Source organism: Afipia massiliensis, assembly GCF_014203115.1.
Classification (GTDB): domain Bacteria; phylum Pseudomonadota; class Alphaproteobacteria; order Rhizobiales; family Xanthobacteraceae; genus Afipia; species Afipia massiliensis.
This window is the reverse complement of the sequence record NZ_JACHIJ010000008.1, coordinates 209,065-224,055: the sequence shown is the minus strand read 5'-3', so window position 1 is coordinate 224,055 and position 14,991 is coordinate 209,065. Positions and strand designations below refer to the sequence as shown.

Below are 14,991 nucleotides of genomic sequence, written 5' to 3'. Positions count from 1 at the left end.
CCGTTAGGGCTAAAGGTTCTTGATGAACCCGGCGTCGATCAGCAGGCGATTGAAGCGCCGCGCCTCCGCACCGTCCTTGCAGGAATAGAACCGCCCCTTGCAGCGGAGCATGATCTTTTTCTGCTCCTCGAAGGACGGATCGAGCGGGATACCGGCAGCGTCCTGAACAACCAGCGGCAGATAGGCCGCGTCGATGGTTTCCATCGCAGTCGGACTGCCGACGGGTTTGAAGTTGACGGAATCGATGGCGTAATAGGTCGCGAAATAACGCGGGTCATAGACCATCAGCCGTTTCGCAATGTCATCCTCGGTCATATTCGGTTCGATGATGAGCGATGAGAATTCCGGCTGGTGATCGCCATAACGCACGATCAAAAATGGTTCAGTGGGAAACTGCTTCTTCAGCTTCGCAACGAACGCGTTGTAATCCTGCGCGCTCATGGTCTGGCGGCGCAGGTATTCATCGATCTTCGGCTCGTTGCCAAGAGTGCGCCATGCCGGCGTCTGCTCCGGCCGGAAGGTGGATACCCACGGGAAGTGATTGGCGCCGAGATAGACATACATGAAGACCGGCGTGCCCTGCTTTTCCTGCGACAGCAGCCGGACTGCGTTGTCATAGAAGAAGGCGTCGGTCTCGATACCTTTCGCGCCGAGATCGCGTGCGTCGTAGAATTTCTGGATGCCGGTGGTGGTCTGGAAACTGCGCGCGCTCATGAACGCGCCATAGGCAGGATAGAGCGATACGGTGCTGTAGCCACAGCGGCGCAACGCCAGCGGCAGCCCACGCTCGACCCGGCCCGATGCGATGCGGGTCACGAAATACGAAAACCTTCCGAATGAGCGCGACGAAAGGCCGGTCAGCACATTGTATTCCGTCAGCCAGCTCGAGCCGCCATTGCTTTCGGCGAGAAACTTTCGCACCTTGCCGTCGCCAGAAACGAAATGCTTTCCATAACCGGCAGGCACCTTGATCTGCGGCGCCGAGCGGATGTCGTAGCTCGACTCGTCGTGGATCATGATGATATGCGGGCGCCGCCCTGCCGGATGGCACGCTTCTTCCAGGGGAAGCTTCAGACGCTCGAGCGCCACCGCGTCGGATTCCATGAACCCGCCATTCGCGAAATCGGACACCGCGATCACGCCGGAGCGCGCGAACTTCGAGATATAATTGTCTGCGTAGTATCCGCGCCAGTCCTCTTGCGGCCACGCCAGCGAACAGCCCGCAAGTCCCGCGATGCAGGCGAGCGCTGTGACCGTCGCCGGTAGCCGCCGAATACGAAACGGATCGAGCCGCCACAGCGCCACCATCAGCGGGACGATCAGCAGCGCTGAAATCACCGCGGACCAGCGCAGGCTCGGGAAGATTGTGAACAGGAACGCGACGCTGTCGCGGTCGATCATCATGAGATCGACGAAGTTCACGGTCATTTGCACGATGTCGTGCTTGAGGCGCGACAGCAGTACGAGCACAACGATCATCGTCAGCGACAGCGCGCCAGACAGCGCAGGTCGCCGCAGCAGCGCAATCCACGAAAAATTCAGCGCGCCCCAGCACAACAGGAAGACCAGACGCGAGCCAAAATCCGTTTCGGTTTGCAGCAGAACGCCGAGGGCCGCGAGATGCGGCATCGCCACCGCGAGAAGCCGCCAGTACCCGACAGGCGCAAGGGCGCCCGTAACCGCGCTTGCGGGAGGCAGCGTAGGCGGCACTGAGGTCGGCGGGGGCAACATTGCCTTTGACGCGAACTACACCCGGCACTGTGCTGACGCCTTTGCTGGCGGCGGCCAGGAGGCAAACCGTGCGGCCGGTAACCGCGACGTGTCACAAAATCGTAGTGTAACCGTCATACGCCTGCAACTTGATCTTTAGCCGCAGGGGTTTACCGGGGCTGTTCAGCGCCTGTTCAGCCCCGGGACCGGTACTGGAGCTGCGATCCGGCCCGGGCGCCCCGCAACGAAAACGGGGCCGCGAAGGCGGCCCCGTTAACGAATGCTTGCTGCCCGTCCCCGTTTGCGGGGAACCGGACGATCAGTTCTTGGTCTTGTCGACCAGAGCGCCCTTCTTGATCCACGGCATCATGTCGCGGAGCTTGGCGCCGACCGCCTCGATGTCATGCTCGTTGGCACGGGCGCGGGTCGCCTTGAACGATGCCTGGTTGACCTTGTTCTCCAGCATCCAGTCGCGGGTGAACTTGCCGGACTGAATGTCGGCCAGCACGCGCTTCATCTCGGCCTTGGTCTCGGCGGTGATGATGCGAGGACCGGTGACGTATTCGCCGTACTCTGCGGTGTTGGAGATCGAGTAGTTCATGTTGGCGATACCGCCTTCATAGATCAGGTCGACGATCAGCTTCAGTTCGTGCAGACACTCGAAGTACGCCATTTCAGGCGCGTAGCCGGCTTCGACCAGCGTCTCGTAGCCGGCGCGGATCAGTTCAACCGTACCGCCGCAAAGAACGGCCTGTTCGCCGAACAGATCGGTCTCACACTCTTCCTTGAAGGTGGTCTCGATGATGCCGGCGCGGCCGCCACCGATGGCGGAGGCGTAGGACAATCCGAGATCGTGGGCATTGCCCGACGAGTCCTTGCTGATCGCGATCAGGCACGGCACGCCGCCGCCGCGCTGATACTCGGAGCGCACGGTGTGGCCCGGACCCTTCGGCGCGACCATCAGAACGTCGAGGTCGGCGCGCGGATCGATCAGGTTGAAATGCACGTTGAGGCCGTGCGCGAACAGCAGCGCCGCGCCCTGCTTCATGTTGTCGTGCAGGTGATCGCGATAGATGTCGCCCTGCAGTTCGTCGGGCGTCAGCATCATCATGACGTCGGCCCACTTCGCGGCCTCGGCGACTTCCATCACCTTGAAGCCGGCGGCTTCGGCCTTCTTGGCGGTGGCGGAACCCTTGCGCAGCGCAATGGCCACTTCCTTGACGCCGGAGTCCTTCAGGTTCAGCGCGTGGGCATGGCCCTGGCTGCCGTAGCCGACGATGACCACCTTCTTGCCCTTGATCAGGTTCAGGTCGGCGTCGCGATCGTAATAAACACGCATTTTCGTTTTCCTTCGATTGGCCAAATCACGCGATTTTCGGATGGGTCGGGCCGGTAAGGCCCGGATGAATTGCCGCCGTTGTGTAGGGCGGCTGGTGCTGCGAGACAAGCCCGCGAGCCCCATTTCTGCAGTGCAACTAAATCAAGGCTCCTTCAGAACGGGGTAGAGCGAGGCCAGCAGAAGCAAGGCCATAACGACGTTGAAAATACGGACCGCCCGGGGTGACTTCACCAGCGCTTGCAGCGAGGTGCCGAGCAGCACCCAGGTCAGCGACGAGCCCAGCCCGATCAGGAACAGCAGGATCGAGAGCGTCGCGATGTTCAGCGGGTAAGCCGCAATGGCGGCGTAGGCGGTAATCGCGCCCACCGCGATCACCCAGCCCTTGACGTTGACCCACTGGAACATCGCAGCTCCAAGGAAGGTCATCGGCTTCCCCTCCCCGGCTCCGCCGGTATCCGCCGGCCCCGACAGCGCAATCATGACCGCGAGGTAAATCAGATACGCAGCACCGGCATATTTCAGGATGGTATGCAGCACCGGATAGGCCGCGAACACAGCGCCGAGGCCGAGCCCGATCACGGCGACCAGAAACGAGAAGCCGATGGTGACGCCGGCGACGTGCGGCAGCGTCCGGCGAAATCCGTAGTTCAGGCCGGATGCCATCAGCATGATGTTGTTCGGCCCCGGGGTGAACAAGGCCGCGGCGGCGAAAGCGATAAACGCGATGGCGAGCTGCTGGGAGATCATGACATCAGGCCACTTCGACAAGGGGTGGCGGACGACGCGAGAGCAACATGACGGCAATACCGAGCACGACGACGATCATGCCGGTCAGGCGCAAGGGGCCGAAGGTCTCGCCGAATACGATACTCGATGCACCGGCGCCGAAGAAAGGCACCAGCAGCGCGAACGGCACCACCTGTGCTGCGGAATACTTCCGCAGCAGACGGCCCCAGATCCAGTAGCCCAGCGTGGTTCCGAGCAGCGCCAGCGCGAGCACGCAGGACGCCGCCAGCAGCGAGATATGCGTCAGCGCCTGCCACGTCGCGGCGGCCCCCTCGACGGTCAGCAAGATCGTCAGCAGCGGCAGCATCGCCAGAAGGCCGATCCATGCGAACAGGTCGAGCATCGACACATCCTGCGCGCGGCGGAGCATCAGATTGGAGACCGCAAAGCTGATCGGTGCGGTCATCAGCACCGCAAAGGCCCACACGCTGAAATCGTAGCCAACCGTGAAACAGATCAACAGAAGTCCGCACATCGAAATCGCGATGCCAATAACCTGAAGCCGCGTCGGCAGTTCGCGGAGGAAGATGGCCGCAAAAGCCACCGTGAACAGCGCCTGGCTCTGTACGATCACTGCGGTCAATCCGGCCGGCACGCCATGGGCCAGGCCATAGGTCTGCGCCAGAAACTGTGCGACCAGCAGCCAGCTGATCGCGATGATCAATCCCCAGGACAGTTTCGGACGCGGCAGGAACAGGCATGGCAGCGCCGTGATGCCGAAGCGCAGCGCCGTCAGCAGCGTCGCCGACATCTCGTCAACCGCGATCCGGGTCGCCACAAAGCCAACTCCCCAGATCACGGCCACGGCGATGGCCAATGCGATATCGATCGGTTTCATCGGTCAGATGTGCGCGCGGTTACGTCCCATCCGGTCCACGCGCGATGGCGGCGACACCGGTCCGCGACACCTCGACGAGACCGAGCGGAATCATCAGGTTGATGAACTGATCGATCTTGGCGGTGCCGCCGGTAATCTCGAACACGAAGCTCTCGGTGGTGGCGTCGATCACGCGGGCACGGAACGCTTCCGACAACCGCAGCGCCTCCATCCGCAGATCGCCCGTGCCCTTGACCTTCACCATCGCCAGTTCGCGCTCGATGGCGCGGCCGGTGAGCGTCATATCGACCACGCGATAGACCGGAATCATGCGGTCGAGCTGGTGCTTGATCTGCTGGATTACCATCGGCGTACCGGTCGTCACGATGGTGATCAGCGACATATGCTTGGCGTGTTCGGTTTCCGACACCGTGAGACTGTCGATGTTGTAACCGCGGCCCGAAAACAGGCCGATCACGCGCGCAAGCACGCCCGGCTCGTTCTGCACGAGCACGGACAACGTATGCGTCTCGTTGGGATCGTGACGATCCTCCATGAAGTAGGCGGATGCGGGCTGTTCCATTGTCTCTGCTTTCATCGTCACACCAGCGCCTTGCCGCCGGCGAACGCCGCGGTCGTTGCTTCCTCGTTTGCTTCGGCAGGAAGCAACATCTCGTTATGGGCCTTGCCCGATGGAATCATCGGGAAGCAGTTTTCCAGCGCGGCGACACGGCAGTCGAACAGCACCGGCTTCTTGACCTTGATCATCTCGTTGATCGCGCCGTCGAGATCGCCAGGCTTGATCACCTGAAGTCCGACGCAACCGAACGCATCCGCGAGCTTGACGAAATCCGGCAGCGCTTCCGAATAGGAATGCGACAACCGGTTTCCGTGCAGCAGCTGCTGCCACTGGCGCACCATGCCCATGTACTGGTTGTTGAGGATGAAAATCTTGATCGGCAGTTCGTACTGAACCGCGCTCGACATCTCCTGCATCGTCATCTGCACCGAGGCATCGCCCGCGATGTCGATCACGAGGCTGTCCGGGTGCGCCACCTGCACGCCCAGCGCCGCCGGCAGGCCGTAGCCCATGGTGCCGAGACCGCCGGAGGTCATCCAGCGGTGCGGCTCCTCAAAGCCGAAGAACTGCGCTGCCCACATCTGATGCTGACCGACTTCCGTCGTGATGTAGGTGTCGTGATTTCTGGTCAGCTCGAACAGCCGCTGGATCGCATACTGCGGCAGGATGATGTCGTCGTTCTTCTTGTAGGCCAGCGAGTTACGCGCGCGCCAGCGTCCGATCTCGAACCACCACGGATCAATCTTCGGCTTTTGCGCCTCGGCCTTGAACACCGTCAGGATGTCGCCCAGCACGTTGGCGACATCACCTATGATCGGCACATCGACGCGGATGTTCTTGTTGATCGACGACGGATCGATGTCGATGTGGATCTTCTTCGAGTTCGGCGAGAACGCGTCGGTGCGGCCGGTGATACGGTCATCGAACCGCGCGCCGACGCACAGCATCACGTCGCAATCGTGCATCGCCATGTTGGCTTCGTAGGTGCCGTGCATGCCCAGCATGCCGAGCCAGTTCTTGCCCGACGCCGGATACGCGCCAAGGCCCATCAGCGTTGAGGTGATCGGAAAGCCCGTGACCTCGACCAGTTCGCGCAGCAGCTTGGAGGCTTCGCGGCCGGAATTGATGACACCGCCGCCGGAATAGATCACCGGACGCCGCGCCGAAGCGAGCAGCGCGACGGCCTTGCGGATCTGCGCGGCATCGCCCTTCACGCGCGGATTGTAGGAAATATGCACGTCCGATTTGCGCGGCGGATGATAGGTGCCGGTCGCGAACTGCACGTCTTTCGGCACGTCGACCACCACCGGACCGGGACGCCCCGTGGTCGCGACGTAGAACGCCTCGTGCAGCACCTGCGGCAGATCCTCGATCCGGCGCACCAGCCAGTTGTGCTTGGTGCAGGGCCGCGTGATGCCCACGGTGTCGCATTCCTGGAACGCGTCGTTGCCGATCAGGTGCGTGGGAACCTGTCCGGTGATGCAGACAAGCGGGATCGAGTCCATCAGCGCGTCGGTCAATGGCGTCACCATGTTGGTGGCGCCAGGACCGGACGTCACCAGTGCAACGCCCGGCAGACCGGTGGAGCGCGCGTAGCCTTCGGCCGCATGGCCTGCGCCCTGCTCGTGCCGGACCAGGATGTGCTCGACGTCGCTCTGCTGGAAGATCTCGTCGTAAATCGGAAGCACTGCGCCGCCGGGATAGCCGAAGATATGCTTGACCCCGTGATCCTTGAGCGCGCGTACGATCATCGCCGCGCCGGTCATCTGGTTGGGATCGTGTGCCTTGCTGTCACTCATGGTTCGCTCCGGGGCGCTCGTCGCGCTGCTTCGTCAGTGTAGTTCTGTTTTGCGCATGACCTGATCTGAAAACCGCTTCACACTTTTCAGGGTCATGCGCGCCAATAAAAAAGGGCCCGAGAGGACCCTTCGCACACCGCCTTGTCGTGGGTAGCCGTCAGCTACCCCCAGCGGTGCGCCAGGGTACGACGATAATAAGGAGGCTGGTAACTTTATTGCGCATTATCGTCTTCGAGTTTCCAAAGGTTGCGCGGGTTATACGATCCAAATACTGAAAGTCAAGCCCGCGCTTGGTCGGTGGAGCTTAGCCGTTTCCTCGCGTTTGGCGAGAGCGAAAGTGCACGGGTAAGCCATTCGCGGGCCGCATCGGGGGCGACCCATTCAAACTCCGGCAGCTGGTGCCTGAACCAGGTGAACTGCCGCTTGGCGTAGTGGCGAGTGTCGGTCTGGCCGATCTCGATGGCCTTCTCGCATGTGAGATCCCCCGCGAGATACCGGATCATGGCCGGCACGCCGTGCGCCTTCATCGCCGGCAGGATCGGATCGAGCTTGCGCGCCGCCAGCGCCGCAACCTCGTCCAGCGCGCCGCCATCGAACATCATTGTGAAGCGATGGTCGATACGGGCGTAGAGTTCGTTACGGTCCGGCGCGAGAAAAACGGCTTTGATCCCTTCGGGCTCAAGCAGCGGCGGAAGTCCCTCATTGTGCCAGTCCGGCAGCGCGCGGCCGGTGGCTTCGATCACTTCCAGCGCCCGCGCGATGCGTGCGCTGTCGCGGGGCTTGAGCTTGTCACCCGAAACCGGATCACGCCGCGCCAGTTCCGCATGCAGCGCCTCGACGCCGTCCCGCTCCATGCGCGCCCGTACATCGTCACGTACCACCTGCGGAATCGGCGGCACCGCGGAGAGTCCGCGGGTCAGCGCCTTGAAGTACAACCCGGTGCCGCCGATGAAGATCGGCAGGCGATTGGCGGCCCTCGCCTCCGCCAGCACCGCCGTGGCATCCGCCACCCATGACCCCGCCGAGCAGTTCACCGCAGCGTCGCAGGTGCCATACAGCCGGTGCGGAACGCGTGCCTCCTCATCCGGTGTTGGCCGCGCCGTGATGATCCGCAAGTCACGATAAACCTGCATGGAATCGGTGTTGATGACGACGCCGCCGGTCACTTCTGCAAGGGCGAGCGCCAGCGCCGACTTGCCGCTGGCCGTCGGCCCTGCGATAAGCACGGCCTTGGTGCCACCCTTCCCGTCTACGTCATCTGTCAACATCGAGCCGTCATGTCTCTCGTCGTCACGCTGATCTGCAATCCCGCCGAGCCCGAACTCGACTCGACCGCAATCGATGCCGCGCGCTCCGCGCTGCCTTCGCCTGAACATGGCGACTGGCTGTTCGAGGGCGTCGCCGCCGATATCCGCTTTAGCAGCACCGACGACATTCGCACAATTTCAGACCGCTTGCGCGAGGCCATGAATGGCATCCGCGCCGATGTCGTGGTGCAGCCGCAGCTCGACCGGCGCAAGAAACTGCTGCTGGCCGACATGGATTCAACCATGATCGGCCAGGAATGTATCGACGAACTCGCCGACTTCGCCGGCCTCAAGGCGCACGTCGCAGCGATCACCGAGCGCGCCATGCGCGGTGAGATCGAGTTCGAGCCGGCGCTGCGAGAGCGCGTGGCGCTGCTGAAGGGTCTTCCAGTCACTGTGGTCGATGAAGTTCTCAAGAGCCGCATCACGCTGACGCCGGGCGCGATCGAACTGGTCCGCACCATGCGCGCGCACGGCGCCTATGCATGCCTCGTCTCGGGCGGCTTCACGCTGTTCACCAAGCGCGTCGCCGAACTGGTCGGATTTCAGGAAAACCGCGCCAACGAGCTGTTGACCGAGAACGGCAAGCTGACCGGACAAGTCGCCGAGCCGATTTTGGGCCGCGAGGCGAAGCTCGCGACGCTGGTGGACCTGCGTGAATCCTTCGACCTCGACAATCTGGACACGCTGGTGGTCGGCGACGGCGCCAACGATCTCGCCATGATCGAACAGGCCGGCGCCGGCGTTGCCTATCACGCCAAGCCAGCAGTTGCCGCCGCTGCCGGCGCACGAATCGATCACGGCGATCTCACCGCGTTGCTCTACATGCAGGGCTACAAGCGCTCAGAATTTGTGGCCGGATAATTCCGCGTCATCCCCGCGAAAGCGGGGACCCATAACCACCGGAGGTTATGTCAATCCGGAGATGAGCAGTCTGTTTTAGGAGTATGGGTCCCCGCTTTCGCGGGGACGACACTTTTGAAATGCGAGATTTCGAGGCGCGTAAGCACGTACGCCCCGGAATGCCGCCTTACTTCACCGCCAGAGCGACGAAGCGCAGTTCGCCGGAGCCGTTCGACACCAGAAGCAGCACGGACTTCTTGCCGTCCTTCTTCAACTGGTCGATGCGCTTCTTCACGTCGGCGGCATTGGTCACAGCTTCCTGCGCGACTTCGACGATCACATCGCCAGCGCTGAGGCGCTTCTCGGCCGCATCGGACCCGCTATCGACGCCAGTGACGATCACGCCCTTGACGTTGTCCTTGATCTTGTAGCGCGTCCGCAGATCCTTGCTAAGACCAGCGAGATCAAGACCGAGCGCCTTCTGCGTCACCGGCTTTTCGGTTTCAACCGGGCTGGTGGTCTTGGCTGAGGCTTCAACCGCCTTTTCGCCGTCATCGAGACGTCCGAGCGTGACCTTCCGGGTTTCTTCCTTGCCCTTGCGGATGATGACGACGTCCACCGCCTTGCCGACCGGCGAGTCGGCAACGGCGCGCGGAAGATCCTTCATTTCCTTGATGTCCTTGCCGTCGAACTTGACGACGACATCGCCGGGCTCGATGCCGGCAGGCTTGGCCGGACCCTTGTCGTCGACGCCGGCGATCAGCGCACCGCGCGCAGGCTTGATGCTGAGGCTTTCGGCGATTTCGTCCGTGACCTGCTGGATCCGGACGCCAAGCCAGCCGCGACGCACTTCCTTGAACTGGCGCAGCTGATCCACCACCGCCATCACGGTCTTCGACGGCACGGCGAAGCCGATGCCGATCGATCCGCCTGACGGCGAGATGATCGCGGTGTTCACGCCGATCACTTCGCCGTCGAGATTGAACAGCGGACCGCCGGAATTGCCGCGATTGATCGAGGCGTCAGTCTGAATGTAGTTGTCGTAGGGACCCGAATTGATGTCGCGATTGCGCGCCGAGACGATGCCGGCGGTCACCGTGCCGCCAAGGCTGAACGGATTGCCGATCGCGATCACCCACTCGCCGAGACGCAGGTTCTCGGAATTGCCGAACTTCACCGCCGTAATCTTCTTCTCCGGCGGCGTGAACTTCAGGACAGCGAGATCGCTCTTCTTGTCCTTGCCGATCACTTCAGCCTTGATCTTCGTGCCGTCGTTGAGAATGACGTTGATCTCGTCGGCGTCGGCAATCACATGGTTGTTGGTGACCACGGTGCCGTCGGCGTCGATGATGAAGCCGGAACCCAGCGAATTCACCTTGCGCGGCGAGTTGCCCTTGGAATCCGGACCGCCGCGGCGGTTCTTGAAGAATTCATCGAAGAATTCGCTGAACGGCGAATCCGGCGGAAGCTGCGGATTGGCGCCGCGCCGGTTGTTGTTACCGCGCTCGTCACCACCCTTGTCATCGTTGTTCTTGGCGTCGACGGTTTGCGACGTGGAAATGTTGACGACCGCGTCGATCACCTTCTCCGCGACGTCGGCGATGCCGTCCGGCCCGCGGGCCAGCGCCGGCGTCGCAACGAGGGCGAAACCGACAGCTGCGGCAAGCGGCAATACGCGGCGGCTCAATGCTTGAAACGCATCGGACATGGTCGAAAAGTCTCCTGAAAAGAGGCGGATCATTTGGCTCCAGATTGCGCCTGAAAGCGATGGGTGCGCAAGCACCGCCGTTGAGCGGAATTCCAGCGATCAACCGATGCGATTGCGGCGAAAAGCCGGCTTTGCGTCTCACAACGCTGTCAGCCGGCTTTTGGGATCAGCCTAATGCCGCACCAGCCAGATCAGCAGCAGGCCGACCACCGCCGAGACGAGCCCGACGGCGCGCAGGATGTTGTCGGGCGAGGATAGCGCGCTTTTCATCGCCGAACGCATCCAGTTCGGGAGCGCCGTGAACAGCAAGCCCTCCAGAACCAACATGATCCCGACCCCGACCAGAAGGTCGCCGTATCCAATTGACCTCATACGGCGACGACTCCTGCCTGATCGCGCGCTTCCAGCCGCATCTTAGCGGGCAGAACCATTGGCGGCGGCGGGCTTGCCCGTCGGGTTGGCGAAATAGCGGAAGAACTCCGAGTCCGGCCGGAGCAGGAAGCGGGTGTCGTTGTTCTTCAAACTGTTTTCATAGGCGGACATCGAGCGGTAGAACGTAAAGAAATCCGCGTCCTGGCCGTAAGCCTCAGCGAACAGCCGGTTGCGTTCGCCGTCGCCCTCGCCCCGAATTTTCTCGGATTGAGAATTGGCCTCGGCGACGATGACCGTTGCTTCACGGTCGGCCTTGGAGCGGATTTCCTGTGCCCGCTGGCCGCCCTGTGCGCGGAACTCCGCTGCCTCCCGCTGGCGCTCGGTCTGCATGCGTTGATAAACCGCCTGACTGTTCTGTTCGGGCAAATCGGCACGGCGGATTCGCACATCGACCACTGCGATGCCATAGCTCGTGGCTTCACGATCAAGCTGGTCGCGAATTCTTGCCATCAGGACATCGCGCTCATCCCGGACAACCTGGATGAAGGGCACCTCGCCAAGCACGCGCCGCAGCGACGAGTTGAGCAGCGTAGTGAGCTGAATGTTGGCCGCCTGGATCGAACCGAGGGTTTGATAGAACCGGAGCGGATCCTTGATCCGATAGCGCGCGAACGCATCGACCACGAGTCGCTTCTGGTCAGACGCGATCACTTCCTGCGAGGGGTTCTCAAGGTCGAGTATCCGCTTGTCGATGCTGATGACGGAATCGATGAACGGAACCTTGAAGTTCAGACCTGGCGTCGTAACCACGCGCACCGGCTCGCCGAGACGCACAAGCAGAACCTGCTGCGTCTCGCTCACAGTGAACAGTGAGCTGTAGCCGACAACGATGGCGACCAGCAGAACGAAAAGAGCAACGATACCTGCGATGCCGTTTTTCATCGGGTGCTCCCGCCCTGTTGTGGCGCAGCCGGCGGCGTGCGACGTCCGATTTCATTCAATGGCAGATAGGGAACCACACCCGATCCGTTCGCGCCCTGGTCGAGCACGAGCTTGTCGGCTCCGCCGAGAATCTTTTCCATCGTTTCAAGATAGATCCGCTCGCGTGTCACGTTAGGCGCCTTCTTGTAGGCTTCATAGACACTGAGAAAGCGCGAGCTTTGGCCCTTGGCTTCGGCGACGACCTGCTCGCGGTAGCCTTCGGCGACCTGGAGAATCTGCGCCGCGCGACCGCGCGCGTCGGGAACGACACGATTGGCATAGGTCTGGGCTTCGTTCTGCAAGCGCTCGAGGTCGGCGCGAGCCGCCTGCACGTCGCGGAACGAGTCGATCACCTGCGACGGCGGATCGACCTTCTGCATCTGCACCTGCTGAATCAGAATACCGGAGCCGTAGCTGTCGAGCGTCTTCTGCATCAGTTCGAGCACAGCCGCTTCGATGGTGGTCCGCGCGCCGGTCAGGATCGGCTGAATGGTGGAGCGGCCGATCAGGTCGCGCATGGCGCTTTCGGCAACCGCCTTCACGGTGCCTTCCGGATTCTGGATGTTGAACAGGAAGTTGCCCACGCCGTCAGGCTTGATACGCCACAGCACGGTGAAATCCACGTCGACGATATTCTCGTCGCCGGTCAGCATCAGGCTTTCTTCGGGAACGTCGCGAATGGTGGTGCCACCGCCGCGGCGCGAGTCATCGACCACACGCATACCGATGCTGAGGGTCGAAACACGCAGCGCCTTCGGAAGCAGCACGGTTTCGATCGGATAAGGCAGATGATAGTTCAGACCCGGCTGCACCGTGCGAACATGCTTGCCGAAACGCAGCACAACACCGAGTTCTTCGGACTGCACGCGGAAGAAGCCCGACAGCCCCCAGATCGCCAGTGCGGCGACCAGAACCAGCGCGATGCCCATGCCGCTGAAGTTTCCTCCCGGCAGCATGGTCTGGAGCCGATCCTGCCCACGGCGCAGGAGATCCTCAAGATCGGGTGGCCTCGGTCCCGGCGATTGCGGTCCGGAGCCCCAGGGACCCTTCGGACCAGAGCCCCATGGGCCTCCGCCTTGATTCTTCCACGGCATCGTTAGTCTCCTCCGCGCGAAAGCTCGCGCTCCGCAAACTCTTGGGGCCTTATAGGGGACGCGCCCTGTCCTTACAACGCAGGACACCAGCTCTGAAGAGCTATGATGCAGGGCAAATTTGTCAATGCGAACATCATGATCGCGGTTAATGGCGCGATCTGCGGCACTATGAGACACGGGCGTTAGCCGCGACGCTTATATGTCACGTAGGAGAAATCGGCCGTATCGCCGTCTGATTTGGCATGCGCCGTACGCGCAACTTGTTCCCATTCCACCGGCTCAAACGGCTGCAAAAGCGTGTCGCCTTCAGGCCTGGCGTGAACTTCGGTGATCTCCAGCCGGTCAGCCTTTTTCAACCATTGCGCAAAAATCTCGGCGCCGCCAATCACCATAATCTCAGTGACGAAACGCCGCAGCGCATCGCCCCGCGCGATGTCGTGCGCGGCATCGAGCGAGTTTGCAACAACAACCCCGGGCGCCTGAAACGATCTGTCACGCGTCACGACAATATTGGTGCGGCCCGGCAGCGGACGGCCGATCGAGGCGAATGTCTTGCGGCCCATGATGACCGGCCGGTTCAGCGTAATTGCCTTGAAGCGCTTGAGATCGGATTTGAGATGCCACGGCATGGCGTTGTCGCGGCCAATGACGCCGTTTTCCGCGACTGCGACGACGAAGACAATCTGCGGATGTGAAGCGGTCGGCACCGGCGCGGTCACACCGCGACCTCAGCCTTGATGTGCGGATGCGGGTCGTAATTCTCGAGCGTGAAGTCTTCGTAGCGGAACGAGAAGATATCCTTCACGTCGGGATTGATCTTCATGGTCGGCAACGGACGCGTGGGACGTGTGAGCTGCAGCCGCGCCTGCTCGAGATGGTTCGAATAGAGGTGCGCGTCGCCAAGCGAATGCACGAAATCGCCGGGCTTCAGTCCGGTGACCTGCGCCACCATCATCGTCAGCAGCGCATAGGACGCGATGTTGAACGGCACGCCGAGGAACACATCCGCCGAGCGCTGATAGAGCTGACACGACAGCTTTCCGTTGGCGACATAAAACTGAAACAGGCAATGGCAAGGCGGCAGCGCCATCTTGTCGACTTCGGCCGGATTCCAGGCGCTCACGATCAGGCGTCGCGAGTCCGGATTTCTGCGGATCATCTCGATCAGATTGGAAATCTGATCGATTGTGCCGCCGTCCTGAGCGGGCCAGGAACGCCACTGCGATCCGTAAACGGGGCCAAGGTTGCCGTTCTCGTCAGCCCACTCGTCCCAGATACGGACGCCATTGTCGTTGAGATATTTGATGTTGGTGTCGCCCGCCAGAAACCACAGCAGTTCGTGGACGATCGATTTCAGATGCAGCTTCTTGGTGGTCAGCATCGGAAAGCCCGACGCCAGATTGAACCGCATCTGATGGCCGAACACGGACAACGTGCCGGTGCCGGTGCGGTCGGTTTTTTCCGCGCCGTCGCTGAGAATTCGCTCGAGCAGATCGTGATACTGGTTCATGGGGCCTGTTTAGCCTGCCGCACGCCGCGATTCGATTTCGGCGAAGCAATTATACCCCGAAAAATGAGGATCGAATCGCCCACGAGCATGATCCGGAAAAGTGGGAACCGGTTTTCCGAAAGATCATGCTCCAACAGCAAAAGAC

Annotated in this window: 14 protein-coding genes; 1 reads left to right on the top strand and 13 read right to left on the bottom strand. The window is 61.7% G+C overall.

Annotated elements, in window-relative coordinates:
* Positions 1–9: 9 nt before the first annotated feature.
* The 7 genes from HNQ36_RS23635 to miaA all read right to left on the bottom strand — a co-directional run bounded on the left by HNQ36_RS23635 (position 10) and on the right by miaA (position 8,299).
* Positions 10–1,731, bottom strand: coding sequence for a sulfatase-like hydrolase/transferase (locus HNQ36_RS23635; protein WP_184089743.1), 1,722 nt, complete (start codon positions 1,729–1,731; stop codon positions 10–12).
* Positions 1,732–2,029: 298 nt separating this feature from the next.
* Entirely contained in the window at positions 2,030–3,049 is a 1,020-nt protein-coding gene (gene ilvC, locus HNQ36_RS23630; protein ID WP_046827246.1) for a ketol-acid reductoisomerase, read from the bottom strand.
* Positions 3,050–3,190: 141 nt separating this feature from the next.
* A complete protein-coding gene (locus HNQ36_RS23625; protein ID WP_184089740.1) occupies positions 3,191–3,796 on the bottom strand; it encodes a LysE family translocator in 606 nt (201 codons plus the stop codon).
* A gap of 4 nt (positions 3,797–3,800) precedes the next feature.
* Complete coding sequence (locus HNQ36_RS23620) at positions 3,801–4,673, bottom strand: EamA family transporter (RefSeq protein ID WP_184089737.1); 873 nt, start codon at positions 4,671–4,673, stop codon at positions 3,801–3,803.
* 19 nt (positions 4,674–4,692) lie between these two features.
* Positions 4,693–5,235 carry an acetolactate synthase small subunit gene (gene ilvN / locus HNQ36_RS23615; RefSeq protein ID WP_046829541.1) on the bottom strand — a complete coding sequence of 181 codons (543 nt, stop codon included), beginning with the start codon at positions 5,233–5,235 and terminating at the stop codon, positions 4,693–4,695.
* A 17-nt stretch (positions 5,236–5,252) separates the two neighbouring features.
* The gene (locus HNQ36_RS23610) at positions 5,253–7,031 is read right to left on the bottom strand and encodes an acetolactate synthase 3 large subunit (RefSeq protein WP_184089734.1); all 1,779 of its coding nucleotides are present in this window, start codon (positions 7,029–7,031) and stop codon (positions 5,253–5,255) included.
* 278 nt (positions 7,032–7,309) lie between these two features.
* A complete protein-coding gene (miaA, locus tag HNQ36_RS23605; protein WP_184089731.1) occupies positions 7,310–8,299 on the bottom strand; it encodes a tRNA (adenosine(37)-N6)-dimethylallyltransferase MiaA in 990 nt (329 codons plus the stop codon).
* 9 nt (positions 8,300–8,308) lie between these two features.
* Here miaA and serB point away from each other — a divergent pair, with 9 nt between their 5' ends.
* Positions 8,309–9,202 carry a phosphoserine phosphatase SerB gene (gene serB, locus HNQ36_RS23600; protein ID WP_184089728.1) on the top strand — a complete coding sequence of 298 codons (894 nt, stop codon included), beginning with the start codon at positions 8,309–8,311 and terminating at the stop codon, positions 9,200–9,202.
* 166 nt (positions 9,203–9,368) lie between these two features.
* Here serB and HNQ36_RS23595 read toward each other — a convergent pair whose 3' ends face one another.
* From HNQ36_RS23595 to HNQ36_RS23570, 6 genes are all read right to left on the bottom strand, one after another.
* The gene (locus HNQ36_RS23595; RefSeq protein ID WP_184089725.1) at positions 9,369–10,889 is read right to left on the bottom strand and encodes a DegQ family serine endoprotease; all 1,521 of its coding nucleotides are present in this window, start codon (positions 10,887–10,889) and stop codon (positions 9,369–9,371) included.
* Positions 10,890–11,060: 171 nt separating this feature from the next.
* The gene (locus tag HNQ36_RS23590; RefSeq protein WP_046827252.1) at positions 11,061–11,261 is read right to left on the bottom strand and encodes a DUF2065 domain-containing protein; all 201 of its coding nucleotides are present in this window, start codon (positions 11,259–11,261) and stop codon (positions 11,061–11,063) included.
* Between the two features lie 42 nt (positions 11,262–11,303).
* Entirely contained in the window at positions 11,304–12,203 is a 900-nt protein-coding gene (gene hflC / locus HNQ36_RS23585; RefSeq protein ID WP_184089722.1) for a protease modulator HflC, read from the bottom strand.
* Positions 12,200–13,336: an FtsH protease activity modulator HflK gene (hflK, locus tag HNQ36_RS23580; RefSeq protein ID WP_184089719.1), complete on the bottom strand. Its 1,137-nt coding sequence runs from the start codon at positions 13,334–13,336 to the stop codon at positions 12,200–12,202. Before hflK ends, hflC begins: the two co-directional genes overlap by 4 nt.
* Positions 13,337–13,518: 182 nt before the next feature.
* On the bottom strand, positions 13,519–14,055 hold the full coding sequence (locus HNQ36_RS23575) for a dihydrofolate reductase (protein ID WP_184089716.1): 537 nt from the start codon (positions 14,053–14,055) through the stop codon (positions 13,519–13,521).
* Complete coding sequence (locus HNQ36_RS23570) at positions 14,052–14,846, bottom strand: thymidylate synthase (RefSeq protein ID WP_184089713.1); 795 nt, start codon at positions 14,844–14,846, stop codon at positions 14,052–14,054. Before HNQ36_RS23570 ends, HNQ36_RS23575 begins: the two co-directional genes overlap by 4 nt.
* Between the last annotated feature and the right edge of the window lie 145 nt (positions 14,847–14,991).

Excerpts from the sequence above, each read along its gene's own strand:
- HNQ36_RS23635 (WP_184089743.1), bottom strand. The coding sequence starts at position 1,731 with ATGTTGCCCCCGCCGACCTCAGTGCCGCCTACGCTGCCTCCCGCAAGC.
- ilvC (WP_046827246.1), bottom strand. The coding sequence starts at position 3,049 with ATGCGTGTTTATTACGATCGCGACGCCGACCTGAACCTGATCAAGGGC.
- HNQ36_RS23625 (WP_184089740.1), bottom strand. The coding sequence starts at position 3,796 with ATGATCTCCCAGCAGCTCGCCATCGCGTTTATCGCTTTCGCCGCCGCG.
- HNQ36_RS23620 (WP_184089737.1), bottom strand. The coding sequence starts at position 4,673 with ATGAAACCGATCGATATCGCATTGGCCATCGCCGTGGCCGTGATCTGG.
- ilvN (WP_046829541.1), bottom strand. The coding sequence starts at position 5,235 with ATGGAACAGCCCGCATCCGCCTACTTCATGGAGGATCGTCACGATCCC.
- HNQ36_RS23610 (WP_184089734.1), bottom strand. The coding sequence starts at position 7,031 with ATGAGTGACAGCAAGGCACACGATCCCAACCAGATGACCGGCGCGGCG.
- miaA (WP_184089731.1), bottom strand. The coding sequence starts at position 8,299 with ATGTTGACAGATGACGTAGACGGGAAGGGTGGCACCAAGGCCGTGCTT.
- serB (WP_184089728.1), top strand. The coding sequence starts at position 8,309 with ATGTCTCTCGTCGTCACGCTGATCTGCAATCCCGCCGAGCCCGAACTC.
- HNQ36_RS23595 (WP_184089725.1), bottom strand. The coding sequence starts at position 10,889 with ATGTCCGATGCGTTTCAAGCATTGAGCCGCCGCGTATTGCCGCTTGCC.
- HNQ36_RS23590 (WP_046827252.1), bottom strand. The coding sequence starts at position 11,261 with ATGAGGTCAATTGGATACGGCGACCTTCTGGTCGGGGTCGGGATCATG.
- hflC (WP_184089722.1), bottom strand. The coding sequence starts at position 12,203 with ATGAAAAACGGCATCGCAGGTATCGTTGCTCTTTTCGTTCTGCTGGTC.
- hflK (WP_184089719.1), bottom strand. The coding sequence starts at position 13,336 with ATGCCGTGGAAGAATCAAGGCGGAGGCCCATGGGGCTCTGGTCCGAAG.
- HNQ36_RS23570 (WP_184089713.1), bottom strand. The coding sequence starts at position 14,846 with ATGAACCAGTATCACGATCTGCTCGAGCGAATTCTCAGCGACGGCGCG.